Origin of the sequence: Legionella dresdenensis, from assembly GCF_042649825.1 — a bacterium.
GTDB classification, from domain to species: Bacteria; Pseudomonadota; Gammaproteobacteria; order Legionellales; family Legionellaceae; genus Legionella_C; species Legionella_C dresdenensis.
In genome coordinates this window covers 79,387-95,021 of record NZ_JBHSAB010000014.1, presented here as the reverse complement: position 1 = coordinate 95,021, position 15,635 = coordinate 79,387, and the positions used below count along the sequence as shown (strand labels likewise).

Genomic DNA, 15,635 nt, shown 5'->3' with positions numbered 1-15,635 from the left:
CTACATCCTGGGCGCTGGAGCAGAATCCGCATGAGTACGATGCAGTGTTTCCAGTGCCGCATCATAATATTGCTCGCAGAAATCAACTGTCATTTTTTTAAATGAACTCCGGGTGCTTAATGAGGCAACAAGTTTTCTGATTTCTGTTACCACCAAATTTTTATTGCTGCCCTCAAGCTCGGCCAACATGTAGTTAATTGCGCTTGTAAAGAGCTCCATGCCGCTTCGTGCTGGTGCAAGTACAGGTGCTGGAGGTGCAGCCATTCGTGCGAGGGCTTTTGCGGAACGTGGTGCTCGATCTACCCGGTTTCGTACTGGTGTTCGTGCCGATGCTGAAACTGGCGGCGATCCTGGAGCTGGTGTCGATGCTGGAGCTGGTAGAATTGCTTTTGCCCGCATGAAATAATCGGGGTTGCTAGTAAATTCGCTATGACTCGCACACATGTCTCTAAGGGATTTATTCTTAAAAAGCTCACCCATCTTTCCTTTTACATGACTCTGATGAGGTGCTAATCGAAAGGCCGTAGAATACAGTTTTATATTCAGAAGAGGGAACTCTTTTTCTCTATTTTGAAAATGGAAGGCAATACAAGCAAGTATGTCTCCTAAAAACTCTTCATGTTTAATCTGTGGTTTATGTTCTTCAATAAAAGAGTGTATGGCTTTATTAAATGCCATTAAACTCAAGTCTTCGGTAGAATATCCCTCTGCGTTTTCACTATCTGTTGGTGCCAATGCAGGTAAAGAAGTTACGGGATAGACTTGAATCTTGTCTTGAGTGAAAAACAAAAAGCGTACTGTTTTTAAGTTTGGGCTTTTGTTTGGATCTTTGAGACAGCCTTTTTCTGGCCTTGGTTTGATTAGGATAGGGGTGTTCTCTGGCGCCATAGCTTGCTCTGGATGATTCACAATGCCTACAGGCGGTTCTAAGTACTCGTTTGCTTGCGGCGTTGGCAAAGCTGGTTGAACAATTGACTGAATATCTGATTCTGCTGGCGGCGCTACAGTTTGTAGTTGAGTTGAAGTTGTCAAATCACGGGATGCCGTACTCTCTTCTTGATTATCAGAACGGGTTAAAGCGCTTCTCTTGGATGACGGCTCTACAGATTCCGCATCATCTGAGGCAGAGGATAAAGTCTCCTCACGGCTTCTTTTATGGCTTTGGGGCATATCATTATTGGGTTGCTGCTCTGATTCCAATTCGGAGTCGTTGGACTCAAATGCCACCGTCTCTACTACTACTTCAGAATCTAATTCCTCTTCAAAGTCCAATTCTTCATCAGTATCTGAGTCAAAATCAACAATATTCATGTCGCTAGCATCTGCAGACTCTCCTGGCTCACGGCAATTAATGAGTTCCTTGATATATGTTACAATGTCATTTTGAAGCTCATCTTCCGACAGGGTTGGTATAATACTGTTAATCTGCGCGAGCAAATCCTGCTTTGGTTGGCCCAGCACGTCAGACGCTTTAACGGCAATGCCGAGAATATCCAGCTTTTCCAAAGCGTCGCATTCAATCAGCAATAAATTATATTTTTCAATGTGTTGCTTAGCACAAACCATAGAGTTTATGTCGTTGGTATGCAAAAATTCCTTATGGAGTAAGGTCAGGAAACCTCTATGGATATTAACTGTTTCCTGGAGTTCTTCTTCGGTATGTGAATTTTTAGCAATTTTGCTGCCAGCTCTCTCGTAATATTCAATAGCCCGCTTCATCCATTGGCTGGCTTTTAATTCATATTCCTGCAATTTATCTGGCGATTCATTCGAATCAATCCGAGCTTCTTTCAGATCGAGATAGGTATCGCTGATTCTTTCGAATGCGGTTCCAAGTGCATTATAAGCATCCACGATTCCTTTGAAGAGCGTGGTTTTTTTGTGGATATTCTTCAAAGAGCTTTTGGTCTCATGAAGTTGCTGGCATTTTGGCTCTAAGTCTCCACGCCAGATCGTTTCAAATTTATCCAGATCATCACAATTGCGCTTTTTTTCAAGAACATAAAGCACGGTATTACAACTTTCGTACAGTATATCAGTCAGAGCAGCAACAAGATTTTCCTCGTATACCCCAGACTTATAGTCGTCTTTATTCGCTGCATTGATTTTGCGCAAGCCTGCTTGATACTGTCTGAGTGCCTGCTTGGCTTTGTTTAGATTAAAAACTTGTTCAACTGCTTGATTATGAAGGCTGTTGCCTTTTATTCGTTCATCTGAGTTAATATAATCATAATACATGGTTTGGTCCGCATGAATGTAATATTTCATGTATTATAAACAACAAATATTAACGCAGCCTTAAAATTGTACAATAAGGAAAGAAATGGGTTGATCAGGCGAAAACCTGTCTTCCTATCGATGCATGTTCAGTGCAATCAATATACACCTTACTTAAATCAAGACCATAGTATTCAGTGCTGGTCAGGTTGTGCCAGTTGCCCTGTTCATAATTAATGACTAAATACAACAATTCGCCAAGTTCGCCGGTTTGATAAAGCAATGCTTCAGAGATTTCGTGAGTCAAGGTAATTTTTTCCATTAATACACCCATGGGGCAATCAAGAAGGCTGTCAAGTACGGATAAAAGCCCGCCGACATACGCGCTCTGAGGAGATAAACCTGAATTGGCGCTAGCCAGCATTTGTGCCATATTAGCCCGAATCAGTCCTGCTTCGACAATTTCTACCGGCTTACAGGATACATTTTTCATCGATAACACCATGACCCAGTTTTTCAAATGCAATAATCCCAGGCGTTGTACCGCCTGCTCAATGGAGTTAACAGCACGATAGCCGGAAAATGCTGCCGAATTAGCGACTTTAAGCAATTGAAACGATAACAGGGGATCGGCTTTTATCAATTGAAAGACAATATCCAGATTAGTATTAGGGTTCTGTAATGCACTGATTAACTGAATTAAATTCAGCTTATTGCTGGCAATGTCAATGTTTTTTTCATGTAATTGCGGCTCAAACAGGAAACCGCCGCAGTAATAATCTATGGTAATGGCCCGGCACTGGTCAAAATCCAGAAGATGGGCAATATTATAAGCGATAACCTTGCAACGTTTAGCCTGAATAAATCGGACTACCTTGACGATATCAGCAACAGCCATTACTTGCTCGCTTAAGGCAATATATTGCGCATAGTTTATCCAGACTAACTGTTCGGGGTTGTCTATCATTAAGGCAATTGAATAAGGAGAATTTTCCAGATCGTTTTCGGAATAAAGCACATTGATATCTGCAGTATGCAGTTTTAATATAATGGGGTTTTCGAGTGGCGGATCTATATTTTCAACCAGAGGTTTTAGGGCATAAGGTACAAAAACTGGCAAAATAGAGTTAATATTCTGAATTAAAGTAGTAAAATCATTAACTAACTCGCCGGGTTCGCTGGCTTGCTCATTGGCAAGAATTTCGATAGCCATGCATCTGAGTTGTTGATCATACACAGGGCGTTTGACTAACATGCTGTCCTCCCATCACAATAATATAATAATAGTATGAAGTTGACAGAATCGCTAATATTACAAAGGGTGTTGTTGAATAAATACAGTGTAGTTTGGGCTGCAAAGCCCAACACTCAATTTTTAATCTAGTATTATAGCACGCAGGAGATCAGTTAATGCCAGGAAAAATACGGATAAATGACATCGATATATATTACGAAATACACGGCAAAGGAAACGGAAATCCACTGGTATTAATAGCCGGCTTTTCCTGTGATCATACGTTCTGGACTGGCGTTCTGGGCGATCTGAGCCGATCGCATGAAGTCATTTTGTTTGATAATCGGGGAATAGGACAGACTGATGCGCCAGATACCCCTTATTCAATTGATCTCATGGCGGATGATGTCATGGCGCTAATCACACGGTTTGAACTGGATAAACCTGTGATCGTCGGGCAATCAATGGGCAGTGCCATTGCGCAAAATATGGCTAGGAGGTTTGGCCGTGATTTAAGTAAAATTGTCCTGATTAATACCTTCCACTCTATTAATAAAGCACCCGAGATGGCGTTTGAGTTTGCCGGTGAATTACAGCGCAGCAATGCCTCATTAAATTTTCGAGTGCAGTCAATCGCGCCCTGGGTTTTTTCAAGCGAATTTCTCGCCCGTCCTGGTCAGTTCGATAATTTAATCAAATTGACACGGGATAACCCTTATCCACAGACCTATGTCGGATATTGCCGCCAGCTTGATGCCTTAAAAGGATTTAATTCCAGGGACTGGTTACATGAAATCGAGGTGCCGGCATTAGTCATTGCTGCTGAAGAGGATATCGTTTCGCCGGTGGCGGGCGCACGTGAAGTGGTAAACGGTATTGGAAACCAGACCAGGCTGGCCATTATCCCGGGAGGACATGCAAGCCCGGTAGAACAGCCGCAAAAAGTGTCGCAGACTATCCTTAATTTTGTTCATGGAGCCTAAAAAAACTTGGGTTGGGCTGTAAAACCCGACATTTCAATCCTGATACAAAATTGTAATGCGCTTTTTAAAGGAAATTGGGCATATCACCTTTCCGCCATAAAAACACAGTGGTATACTGCGCTGGTTTTTTTATCTATGTTATAATTTTTATACCATTTTTTTAGAAGGGATGATTGTTATTGTGAATCAGAAAAGACCCGTTAATCTTGATTTGGGAACGATGAAATTTCCCCCCATGGCAATTGCATCCATTCTACACCGGGTTTCCGGTGTGGTTATGTTTTTGCTGCTGCCGTTAATGATTTATTTTCTTGACCTGTCGCTGAAAGGCCGTGAGTCATATGATGCCGTTCTGGTCATGCTGGCCAACCCGGTTTACAAACTGGCTGTATGGGCATTTATGGCTGCCCTGGGATATCACTTGCTGGCTGGTATACGCCACCTGGCAATGGATCTCGGTTTCGGGGAAGAGCTCAGTGCTGGCCGGCGCAGCGCAATACTTGTCATTGTACTGTCTGTTATCGTAACAATTATTCTAGGATTCTGGATATGGTAAATAATGTCACCAGTCTGACCGGCAATGGTTTGAAAGATTGGATAATACAACGGATTACAGCCGTTTATTTCGCTTATTACGCGGTTTTTCTATTAGGATTTATTATCCTGCATCCACACATGCAATATGAGCAGTGGCAAATGTTATTTCACCTGCCGCTATTCAAAATAGCAACCGTGGCAGCCTTGGGTGCGTTGGCACTGCATTCATGGGTGGGAATCTGGACAGTAACAACTGATTACCTCAAATGTACCGTAGTGCGTTTATCCGTACAAATGCTGGTGTTTGCTTGGTTAGTTGGTCAGTTTATCTGGGGTTTAATGATTGTCTGGGGGCAATAAGGCATGGCATTTCCACGAAACAAATTTGATGCTGTAATTATCGGTGCCGGCGGTGCGGGAATGCGCGCTGCCTTGCAAATGGCGAATTCAGGCCTGAAAACAGCATTAATATCTAAAGTGTTTCCAACTCGTTCACATACAGTATCTGCACAAGGCGGAATTACCGCCGCCTTAGGGAATGCGGATGAAGATGATTGGCGCTGGCATATGTATGACACTGTAAAAGGCGCTGACTATATCGGTGACCAGGATTGTATTGAGTACCTCTGCAAAACCGGTCCGGAAGCCGTCTATGAACTGGAGCATATGGGATTGCCCTTTTCCAGAATGGATAATGGTAAAATCTATCAGCGTCAGTTTGGCGGACAGTCGAAAAATTTTGGCGGCGAACAGGCTGCGCGTACTTGCGCTGCTGCTGACCGTACGGGTCATGCTCTGCTGCATACACTTTATCAGCAGAATTTAAAAGCTAACACCCACGTGTTCAGTGAGTGGTATGCGCTTGATATCGTTAAAGACGCTCATGGGCGAGTTGCTGGCGTTACTGCTTTATGTATCGAAACCGGTGAAGTTGTTTTTTACCAGTCAAGAGTGTGTATTCTTGCAACTGGCGGTGCTGGCCGTATTTATCAGTCTACAACGAACGCGTACATTAATACTGGCGATGGTTTCGGGATGGCATTACGGGCAGGTATTCCGGTGCAGGATATGGAAATGTGGCAATTCCATCCTACCGGAATAGCGGGTGCCGGCACTCTGGTCACAGAAGGCTGCCGCGGCGAAGGCGGTTATTTGATTAACAAGGACGGCGAGCGTTTTATGGAGCGTTACGCACCGCGTGTTAAAGATTTGGCGTCACGCGACGTGGTAGCCCGTTCCATGGCGCTGGAAATCCGTGCTGGTAAAGGTTTTGATCCCAAAGGCGTTGACCATGTGAAACTGAAACTGGATCACCTGGGTGCCGATCTGATTAAATCAAGGCTGCCAGGTATCCGTGAACTGTCAATAAAATTTGCCGGTGTTGATCCTATTGTTGAGCCGATTCCAGTCGTACCGACCTGCCATTACAGTATGGGCGGAATTCCAACCAATATCCACGGTCAGGTAATTACCCATAAAAACGGCCAGGATTCTATTGTCGAAGGTCTGTATGCAGTTGGAGAGTGTGCTTGCGTATCTGTGCATGGCGCAAATCGTCTTGGCGGTAATTCGTTGCTTGATTTGGTTGTATTCGGCCGTGCCGCGGGCCTGCATGTCGAAGAACTCTGGCAGTCCAATCAGCTGCCTGATATGGCTTACATCAGTGATGATGATCTTGAGCAGGCAATGGCGCGCTATAATCGTTGGCAAACAGCCACAGACGGTGAAAGTCCGGCAGTTATCCGCGATGAAATGCAACGTGTAATGCAGGAAGACTTCGGTGTTTTCCGTACTGGCCAGGTTATGGAGCAGGGGTTACATCGACTCCAGGCTCTGCGTGACCGTTTGGCAAATGCTGCGATCCAGGATAAGAGCCAGGTATTTAATACGGAACGCATCAGCGCACTTGAGCTTGATAACCTGATGGCTACCGCTTATGCAACAGCCGTGTCTGCTCTGGCTCGAACCGAGAGCCGCGGCGCACATAGCCGGGAAGACTTCCCTGAGCGGGATGATGCGAACTGGATTAAGCATACGCTTTACTTTGAAGAAGGGAACAGCGTTGATTATCGTCCGGTGAATGCTTCACCCAAATACATCAAGCCGTTCGAACCTAAAGAACGAGTTTATTAAGAGGATATGCCATGGCTGATAGTAGAATTCTGAGCCTGTCCATTTATCGTTATAATCCTGAGGCGGATCAAAAGCCCTATATGAAGGATTATCAAATTTCTATTCCTGCCAAAAGCGATCCTATGCTTTTGACTCTGCTTGAGCGATTGAAAGCAGAGCAGGATGAAACCATTTCTTACCGCCGCTCTTGCCGCGAAGGGGTTTGCGGTTCTGATGGCATGAATATTAATGGTACTAATGGTTTGGCTTGTGTGACATCCTTGTCGCAATTAAAAACCGATAAAATTGTGATTCGCCCTTTACCAGGTTTCCCGGTTATTCGTGATCTGGTTGTGGATATGTCGCAGTTTTATCAACAATATGAGCGTGTTGAGCCTTATCTGCAGAATAATCAGGTTGCACCGGCACGGGAGCGGCTGCAATCGCCGGAAGACCGTGCCAAGCTGGATGGGCTGTATGAGTGCATCTTATGCGCTTGCTGCACAAGTTCCTGTCCCTCATTCTGGTGGAATCCGGATAAATTCATCGGTCCGGCAGGATTATTACAGGCGAGACGTTTTCTGGCCGATAGCCGTGATACGGCAACAGTGGAAAGGCTGGATAACTTAAATGATGCATTCAAGGTATTCCGTTGCCGCACAATTATGAATTGTGCAAATGTTTGTCCGAAAGGATTAAACCCAACGAAAGCAATCGCTGAAATTCGTACGCAAATGTTAGAGCAGGAAACCTGATAGGGATATTCTGGTAGCTGTTTTGTGGTAAATTACTATCGAGATTCAGGGAGCGCGGATTTCGATAGTGACCCTCCTTGGAGAAACAAGAAATGAGCAGTAATGACCTGCAAAAAGAATGGGCTTCATCCTATTTGTCCGGCGGCAGCATGGCTTATGTTGATGGCCTGTATGAAGATTTTCTGGCTGATCCCGAGTCAGTTCCTGCTGACTGGCGAGCTGCATTCGAAGCGTTGCCGAAAAATGGCTCAACCAGGGAAGTCGCACACCGTGAGATTCGGGATTATTTTCTCGAAAACGCTAATGCCAGACGTGCACAGACCATTATCTCAGAAGATAGCAAACAATATCAGGTCGCCAATCTGATTAATGCGTATCGTTCATATGGCCACCATGCTGCCCGCCTGGATCCATTAGAGATGGCTGAACGTGTTCAGGTTCCAAGCCTTGAGCTGTCTTCTCATCAATTACATGATTCTGATCTGAATCGCAGTTTCTATGCTGGAAAGTATTTTGATAAAAAAGAAATGACGCTCCAGGAAATCTATCAGGCTTTGCGTGATACCTATTGCGGAAGCATTGGTATTGAGTACATGCATATTTCAGATATGGCTGAAACAGAATGGTTACAGCAAAAGATGGAATCAGTACGCGGTCGCGCCTCGTTTGATCCAGCTACCAAAAAAAGTATATTAAACGCTTTGATTGCCGCCGATGGCCTTGAGCGCTATCTGGGTACCCGCTATGTTGGCCAAAAACGTTTCTCCCTCGAAGGCGGCGACGCATTAATTCCGATGATGAAAGAAATCATCAGAAAAGGCGGTTCTGAAGGGGTGAAGGAAATTATTATTGGTATGGCGCACCGCGGCCGTCTGAATGTACTGGTCAATGTGCTGGGTAAAGAACCGGATCGCCTGTTCCAGGAATTTGAAGGTAAAATCAAGTCTGAATTATCAGGCGATGTGAAATATCACATGGGTTTTTCATCTGATTTACGTACTGATGACGGTAATATCGTCCATCTGGCGCTTGCGTTCAACCCGTCTCATCTCGAAATTATCGGTCCGGTAGTTGAAGGTTCTGTGCGCACACGTCTGGAAAGACGGCATGATCTGGGTAAGAAAGAAAAAGTTGTACCGGTAGTTATCCACGGTGATGCGGCATTTGCCGGCCAGGGCGTGGTTATGGAGACATTTAACCTGTCTCAGGCCCGAGGTTACAGTACTGGCGGTACAGTCCATATCGTTATCAACAACCAAATCGGATTTACCACCAGTAATCCGTTGGATGCCCGCTCCACGTTATACTGCACTGATGTCGCAAAAATGGTTCAGGCGCCTGTTATTCATGTTAATGGCGATGATCCGGAGGCGGTTGTTTTTGCTACCCAAATTGCGTTCGATTTCCGAATGAAATTCAAGCGCGATGTGGTTCTTGATTTGGTGTGTTACCGCCGTCATGGCCATAACGAAGCCGATGAGCCGGCAGTAACTCAACCGACGATGTACAAGAAAATCAAATCAATGCGCCCGCTGCGCGAAATTTATGCCGAGCAGTTGGTGAAGCAAGGTTTGATTTCACAGCAGGAGGTTGATCAAAAAGTCGAAGAATACCGTGCTACACTTGATAAAGGCCACGCAGTAGTCAACGTGGTGCATGAGAACTTCGAGGGCAAGATATCAATTGACTGGTCACCCTATGTCAATAGTAAATGGACTGATAAAGCCAACACGACAATCAGCGCCGAAACGATCAAGGCTCTGTCAGAAAAATTATTGACTTTGCCGGAAGGATTCGAATTGCATCCGGTCGTTAAAAAATTATTGGCGGACCGCGCCAGCATGACGAGCGGCGAACAGTTAATGAACTGGGGCTATGCTGAAACTATGGCTTATGCCAGCTTGTTAAATGACGGTTATGGTGTACGTTTATCAGGGCAGGATTGCGGCCGTGGTACTTTTGCCCACCGCCATGCCGTACTGCATGATTCTCAAAATGGCGATGTGTTTATACCACTGGAAAAAACAATAACCAATCCGGATAAAAGCTTTGCTGTAATTGACTCAGTGCTGTCAGAAGAAGCGGTGCTGGCATTCGAATACGGATATGCGTCCTCTGATCCGACAACGCTCGTACTCTGGGAAGCGCAATTTGGCGACTTCGCTAACGGTGCACAAGTTGTTATTGATCAGTTCATCAGCTCAGGCGAGCAGAAATGGGGCCGGTTATGCGGGTTAGTCATGTTACTGCCTCATGGTTATGAAGGACAGGGACCTGAACACTCTTCAGCTCGGCTGGAACGTTATATGCAGCTTTGTGCACAGCGTAATATTCAGGTTTGTACGCCAACAACGCCTGCGCAAATGTTCCACATGTTGCGCCGCCAGATGCTGCGTAATTTCCGCAAGCCGCTGATTGTCATGACGCCCAAGAGCCTGTTACGCCATAAGTTGGCTGTTTCGCCGATAAGCGATTTGACAAATGGTAAATTCCATACCGTCATCCCGGAAATTGATGCGATTGATCCGGCAAAAGTCACCAGAGTGGTGTTATGCTGTGGAAAAGTTTACTATGATCTGTTGCAGAAACGGCGTGACGATAACCTTGAACATGTCGCTATTGTGCGGATTGAACAGCTATACCCGTTCCCTAAACAGCGGCTGGCAAAAGAGCTTGCACGTTTCCCGCAGGCAAAAGATATAGTCTGGTGCCAGGAAGAACCGCAAAACCAGGGCGTTTGGTTCTCCTCTCAGCACAATATTATCAGCTGTCTGCGTGCTGATCAGACGTTACGTTATGCTGGAAGAGGTTTTGCCGCAGCTCCGGCAGCCGGTAGCCCGATACTCCACGCTGCCCAGCAGCAGGCGTTGGTCAATCAGGCCTTAATTGATTAACAAATTAAACAAAAGAAGGACTAACCATGTCTATTGAAGTTAAAGTACCGACGCTGCCTGAATCAGTGGCAGATGCAACCATCGCCACCTGGCACATAAAAGTTGGCGATACGGTGACCCGTGATCAAAATCTCCTGGATCTGGAGACTGATAAAGTTGTTTTGGAAGTACCGGCACCTGCTGATGGCGTAATAAAAGCAATCCACTTTCAGGAAGGTTCTACTGTTCAGGCACATCAGGTTCTGGCTGAGATTGAAGCAGGCGCTGCAAGCACTCCTGCTAAAGAAGAGCCTGCCGCAGCCAAAGCAGAAACGTCTGCTCCCGCAGCGGCTGGTTCCGATGATGATAAAGCAGCGGGTCCAGCTGTTCGACGCCTGCTCGCTGAAAATAATCTGCAGGAAAGTCAGATTAAAGGCAGTGGTAAAGATGGTCGTCTGACTAAAGAAGATGTGTTGGCGTTTATTGCTGCTAACCGTGAAAAGCCGGCAAAAACAGAGAGCCGCAGCACCGCAGCCGCACCAGCTATGGGTGCACGCGAAGAGCGCAGAGTTCCAATGACCCGTCTGCGGGCAAAAATTGCAGAGCGGCTGGTACAGGCTCAGCATAATGCCGCCATGTTAACAACGTTTAATGAGGTTAACTTGAAAGCAGTAATGGATTTAAGAGCGCAATATAAAGATATTTTTGAGAAAAAGCATGGCGTGAAGTTAGGTTTCATGTCCTTTTTCACTAAAGCAATTGTTGAGGCGCTGAAACGATTCCCGGCGGTGAATGCTTCTATTGATGGTCAGGATATTGTGTACCATGGTTATTACGATATCGGTATTGCCGTATCTACTGAGCGTGGTCTGGTGGTTCCGGTTGTCCGCGATGCCGATCAAATGAGTCTGGCTGACATTGAGAAATCAATCAATGATTCAGCGACCCGAGCGCGTCAAGGCAAATTGGCAATGGAAGAAATGCAGGGCGGAACCTTTACTATCACCAATGGCGGCGTATTTGGTTCACTGCTGGCTACACCGATTATCAATCCACCGCAAACCGGAATTCTTGGAATGCATAAAATTGAAGATCGGCCGGTTGTTGAAAATGGACAGATTGTTATTCGACCAATGATGTACGTGGCGCTGTCTTACGATCACCGCTTAATCGATGGTAAAGAATCAGTGCAGTTTCTGGTAACCGTGAAAGAGTTGCTGGAAGATCCGGCACGTCTCTTGTTAAATATTTAGTGATTACGTTTAACCGCAAAACCCGCCTTGCCGGGTTTTACTTTTTAAAAGGTAGCAACAATGAATCTACATGAATATCAAGCCAAGCAATTATTTGCCAGTTATGGCTTACCTGTACCTGTCGGGTATACAGCCGATAGCGTTGCAGCAGCACTGGAGGCCGCTTCCAGGCTGGGCACTCCGCGCTCAGTTGTCAAAGCCCAGGTACATGCCGGCGGACGAGGAAAAGCAGGTGGGGTGAAACTGGTTTCCAGCAATGAAGAGTTAGCTGCCGTTGCCGAATCATTATTGGGTACCAACCTGGTTACTTATCAGACTGATGCTAATGGCCAGCCTGTTAACACACTGCTGATTGAAGAAACCTGCGATATCGGCCGTGAATTATACCTTGGCGCTGTTGTTGACCGCGCAACCCGTCGTGTCGTTATTATGGCATCCACAGAGGGCGGCGTTGAGATTGAGAAAGTTGCTCACGAAACACCTGAGAAAATTTTTAAAGTAGCGGTTGACCCTCTGGTTGGCGTTATGCCTTACCAATGCCGGGAAATTGCTTTCAAATTAGGTTTGCAGGATGAGCAAATCAAGCAATTTACCCAATTAATGATGGGACTTGGCAAAATGTTTGTGGAGTGCGACTTAAGCCTGCTTGAAATTAATCCGTTGGTTGTTACCAAGGCGGGGCAATTACTGTGTCTGGACGGTAAAATCAATATTGACGGCAATGCGCTTTATCGCCAGCCTAAATTAAAAGCCATGCGCGATACCTCACAGGAAAACGAGCGTGAAAATCGTGCGACTGACTGGGAGTTAAACTATATTCCGTTAGATGGCGAAATTGGTTGTATGGTTAACGGCGCGGGTCTAGCTATGGCAACGATGGACGTTATCAAGCTACACGGCGGCGAACCGGCAAACTTCCTGGATGTTGGTGGCGGCGCAACTAAAGAGCGTGTCAGCGAAGCATTCAAGATTATTCTGTCTGATGAGCATGTCAAAGGTATTTTAGTGAATATTTTTGGCGGTATCGTCCGTTGCGACCTGATTGCTGATGGTATATTGGCAGCCGTGAAGGAAGTGGACGTTAAAATTCCAGTTGTTGTTCGCCTGGAAGGCAATAATGCCCAATTAGGCGCTGAGATTCTGAATAACAGCGATTTGAATGTAATTGCAGCAACAAGTTTAACTGACGCTGCTAAGAAAATTGTGGCGGCAGTAGCTTAATCACATTACAAATTTGAGGCTAGCAATGAGCGTATTAGTAAATAAAGATACAAAAGTAATTTGCCAGGGATTTACTGGTAAACAGGGTACTTTCCATTCTGAACAGGCGATTGCCTATGGCACCAAAATGGTTGGCGGAGTAACGCCTGGAAAAGGCGGTCAAACCCATGTGGGGCTGCCAGTGTTTAATACCGTAAGGGAAGCGGTGGATGAAACCGGCGCTGATGCCAGTGTGATCTACGTGCCAGCGCCTTTCTGCATGGATTCCATTCTGGAAGCGGCTGATGCGGGCATCAAGCTGATTGTGTGCATCACTGAAGGTGTGCCTGTGCTTGATATGCTGAAAGTAAAAGTATATCTTGAAAACAATACTCAGGCTCGTTTAATCGGTCCTAACTGCCCAGGTATTATCACTCCGGGCGAATGTAAAATCGGTATTATGCCGGGTTCTATCCACCTGCCAGGCAAAGTAGGTATTGTTTCCCGTTCAGGAACACTGACATATGAAGCGGTAAAGCAAACCACTGATAAAGGCTTTGGCCAAAGTACCTGTATCGGTATCGGCGGGGATCCCATTCCGGGAACAAACTTTATCGATGCGCTGGCATTATTCGAAAAAGATCCGCAAACCGAAGCCATTATTATGGTTGGTGAAATCGGCGGCTCTGCAGAAGAAGAAGCAGCTGAATATATTAAGGCTCATGTTAAAAAGCCTGTTGTATCTTACATTGCCGGTGTAACTGCGCCTGCAGGTAAGCGTATGGGGCATGCTGGCGCGATTATTTCCGGCGGTAAAGGTACTGCTGCTGAAAAATTCGCTGCTCTGGAAGCTGCAGGCGTTAAAACAGTGCGTTCACCTGCTGATCTGGGCGATGCTATCGCTGAAGTTACTGGCTGGTAAATGTGTGTTGGGCTTTACAGCCCAACATCCCCTTCCTCGAAGATTGTTGATATTTTTATTATCGCCGCAGATGGGAAAACAAGGCCGAAAAACGGTCAGACAGCCTTTTTTCCGTGATTAAAAAATAGGGCCAGAACAGGGTTTTTAAAATCAAATAACGAAGTAAATCCGGTCTGACTTTGAAAATATCAATATTCAACTGTTTTTTCATGCCTAACAGGTTGATATAGCTTCGTATTGAAAAAGCCAAGGCAAGCAACAGCCCTGACAGGTAAAATATGACAAGCCAATCCGTTACTGATTCCATCATGAAATCCTTTCCACACATTTTCGGAAACGATTAGTTTAAACAATTTATTGACGATAGCCAATGAAATCTCGAGATTAGTAAACGGAGTGTTGGGCTGTAAAGCCAACACTCCTTCATAGCAGTTCAGATCAGCCTTAAAACTATTCCTTTCTAATCCGCTGCGATTCAATCACCAGGGTTCTGAAATAATCATAAGACATGTAGAAATTCCCTGCGTCGCCAAGGTTACTGCCCCAGGAATTGCGCAGAGTCAACAAGCCTTTGTAAGTGCGGCCTTTTTCATCGACTGCCTCAGCATTGTCATCGTAACCGGTAATTACCATCTCATGAGCGCCAATATTGTCATAAGAAAAGACCCAGAACAGATCACGCATGATTTCAGGAGTCAGAACCCAACTGTCATTATTGGCTTTGTATTTTCCTTCCGCGCCAGCCAGGCCACGGTTAATATCATACAACAGGACGCCAAAAGTCACTCGGTCACCCAGAACAAGGGATTGCTTGACTTTGGTCAGAACCAGATCAGTATCCAGTGTTTCATCACTCAGTTCATTTACATCAAGAATAGATGACCAGCTGATAGTCATGGGATCGAGCTGTTCACTTAACTGATGATATTCTTCCGGGGTCATAGATTCACTATTGCCAGCAGAATAAACAGGGTATTCAGCCATTCCGGCACAGCCAGCTTCGCGTTGTTTTGCTTTGCTGATAACGCCAAACTGATCAATCTGATTTAATGCAATACGTCCTAAACTGCCATCCCACCCGCTTGGCGCATAACCATTAGTCTGGAGATAGTTGCCTAACTGCAATTGACAAACCTGACTGAGATAATCGCCCTGATTTAACAACGCATCGTAAGCTGCGGTAACAGCAAAGGTAACACAAGTGCCATGCACTCCTTGATCAAGGACTGGCACATCGTTCATACCCAGTTGCACCTGTTCCGGCAATTCATAACGCACAGCGTTGCTTTTCAGAAGCATGCGATTGCTATTGATTGCTTTGGCCTGGTTGATAAAGTGTTGCTTGGCTTTTTCTGAAACGTTGACTTTTAACAAGCTGATAGTTTTTGTACTATTTTGAGGGCTTTTATTTTTTAGAGTACTATTCGTTTGCTGGGCAGGTACCTGAATAGTGCGGGTAATCGTACCGGTTACTTCCACATCTTGCGCATAGACACTGCTACAGATAAAGACGGCTAACAAGCTTTGGGTTATTTTTGTCATCACAAAT

General features: G+C 45.4%; 13 protein-coding genes. 9 read left to right on the top strand and 4 right to left on the bottom strand.

All coding sequences use genetic code 11. The annotated features are described in order from the left end of the window. Window positions 1-2,238, bottom strand: a complete 2,238-nt coding sequence (locus tag ACFORL_RS07260; RefSeq protein ID WP_382342570.1) for a hypothetical protein — start codon at window positions 2,236-2,238, stop codon at window positions 1-3. A 94-nt stretch (window positions 2,239-2,332) separates the two neighbouring features. Continuing rightward, complete coding sequence (locus ACFORL_RS07255; RefSeq protein WP_382342568.1) at window positions 2,333-3,472, bottom strand: EAL and HDOD domain-containing protein; 1,140 nt, start codon at window positions 3,470-3,472, stop codon at window positions 2,333-2,335. 155 nt (window positions 3,473-3,627) lie between these two features. On the opposite strand from ACFORL_RS07255, the gene ACFORL_RS07250 reads away from it, so the two are divergent. The 9 genes from ACFORL_RS07250 (at window position 3,628) to sucD (ending at window position 14,086) form a co-directional block, all read left to right on the top strand. Then, window positions 3,628-4,434 (top strand): alpha/beta fold hydrolase, encoded by an 807-nt coding sequence (locus ACFORL_RS07250; protein ID WP_382342566.1) that lies wholly within the window; start codon window positions 3,628-3,630, stop codon window positions 4,432-4,434. 181 nt (window positions 4,435-4,615) lie between these two features. Further along, the gene (gene sdhC / locus ACFORL_RS07245) at window positions 4,616-4,990 is read left to right on the top strand and encodes a succinate dehydrogenase, cytochrome b556 subunit (RefSeq protein ID WP_382342563.1); all 375 of its coding nucleotides are present in this window, start codon (window positions 4,616-4,618) and stop codon (window positions 4,988-4,990) included. Next, entirely contained in the window at window positions 4,984-5,331 is a 348-nt protein-coding gene (gene sdhD / locus ACFORL_RS07240) for a succinate dehydrogenase, hydrophobic membrane anchor protein (RefSeq protein WP_382342561.1), read from the top strand. The genes sdhC and sdhD overlap by 7 nt, the downstream gene beginning before the upstream one ends. A 3-nt stretch (window positions 5,332-5,334) precedes the next feature. Next, window positions 5,335-7,104, top strand: a complete 1,770-nt coding sequence (sdhA, locus tag ACFORL_RS07235) for a succinate dehydrogenase flavoprotein subunit (protein ID WP_382342559.1) — start codon at window positions 5,335-5,337, stop codon at window positions 7,102-7,104. A gap of 11 nt (window positions 7,105-7,115) precedes the next feature. Next, window positions 7,116-7,838, top strand: coding sequence for a succinate dehydrogenase iron-sulfur subunit (locus ACFORL_RS07230; RefSeq protein ID WP_382342557.1), 723 nt, complete (start codon window positions 7,116-7,118; stop codon window positions 7,836-7,838). Window positions 7,839-7,930: 92 nt separating this feature from the next. Further along, entirely contained in the window at window positions 7,931-10,732 is a 2,802-nt protein-coding gene (locus tag ACFORL_RS07225) for a 2-oxoglutarate dehydrogenase E1 component (protein WP_382342555.1), read from the top strand. Between the two features lie 26 nt (window positions 10,733-10,758). Further along, window positions 10,759-11,964: a 2-oxoglutarate dehydrogenase complex dihydrolipoyllysine-residue succinyltransferase gene (odhB, locus tag ACFORL_RS07220; RefSeq protein ID WP_382342553.1), complete on the top strand. Its 1,206-nt coding sequence runs from the start codon at window positions 10,759-10,761 to the stop codon at window positions 11,962-11,964. Between the two features lie 60 nt (window positions 11,965-12,024). Further along, a complete protein-coding gene (gene sucC / locus ACFORL_RS07215; protein WP_382342551.1) occupies window positions 12,025-13,185 on the top strand; it encodes an ADP-forming succinate--CoA ligase subunit beta in 1,161 nt (386 codons plus the stop codon). Window positions 13,186-13,210: 25 nt separating this feature from the next. Next, the gene (gene sucD, locus ACFORL_RS07210; protein ID WP_382342549.1) at window positions 13,211-14,086 is read left to right on the top strand and encodes a succinate--CoA ligase subunit alpha; all 876 of its coding nucleotides are present in this window, start codon (window positions 13,211-13,213) and stop codon (window positions 14,084-14,086) included. Window positions 14,087-14,144: 58 nt separating this feature from the next. On the opposite strand, the gene ACFORL_RS07205 is transcribed toward sucD, so the two are convergent. Both ACFORL_RS07205 and ACFORL_RS07200 read right to left on the bottom strand, forming a co-directional pair. Beyond that, window positions 14,145-14,396, bottom strand: a complete 252-nt coding sequence (locus ACFORL_RS07205; RefSeq protein WP_382342547.1) for a hypothetical protein — start codon at window positions 14,394-14,396, stop codon at window positions 14,145-14,147. A gap of 140 nt (window positions 14,397-14,536) precedes the next feature. After that, complete coding sequence (locus ACFORL_RS07200) at window positions 14,537-15,628, bottom strand: peptidase C1 (RefSeq protein ID WP_382342546.1); 1,092 nt, start codon at window positions 15,626-15,628, stop codon at window positions 14,537-14,539. Window positions 15,629-15,635: the final 7 nt, after the last annotated feature.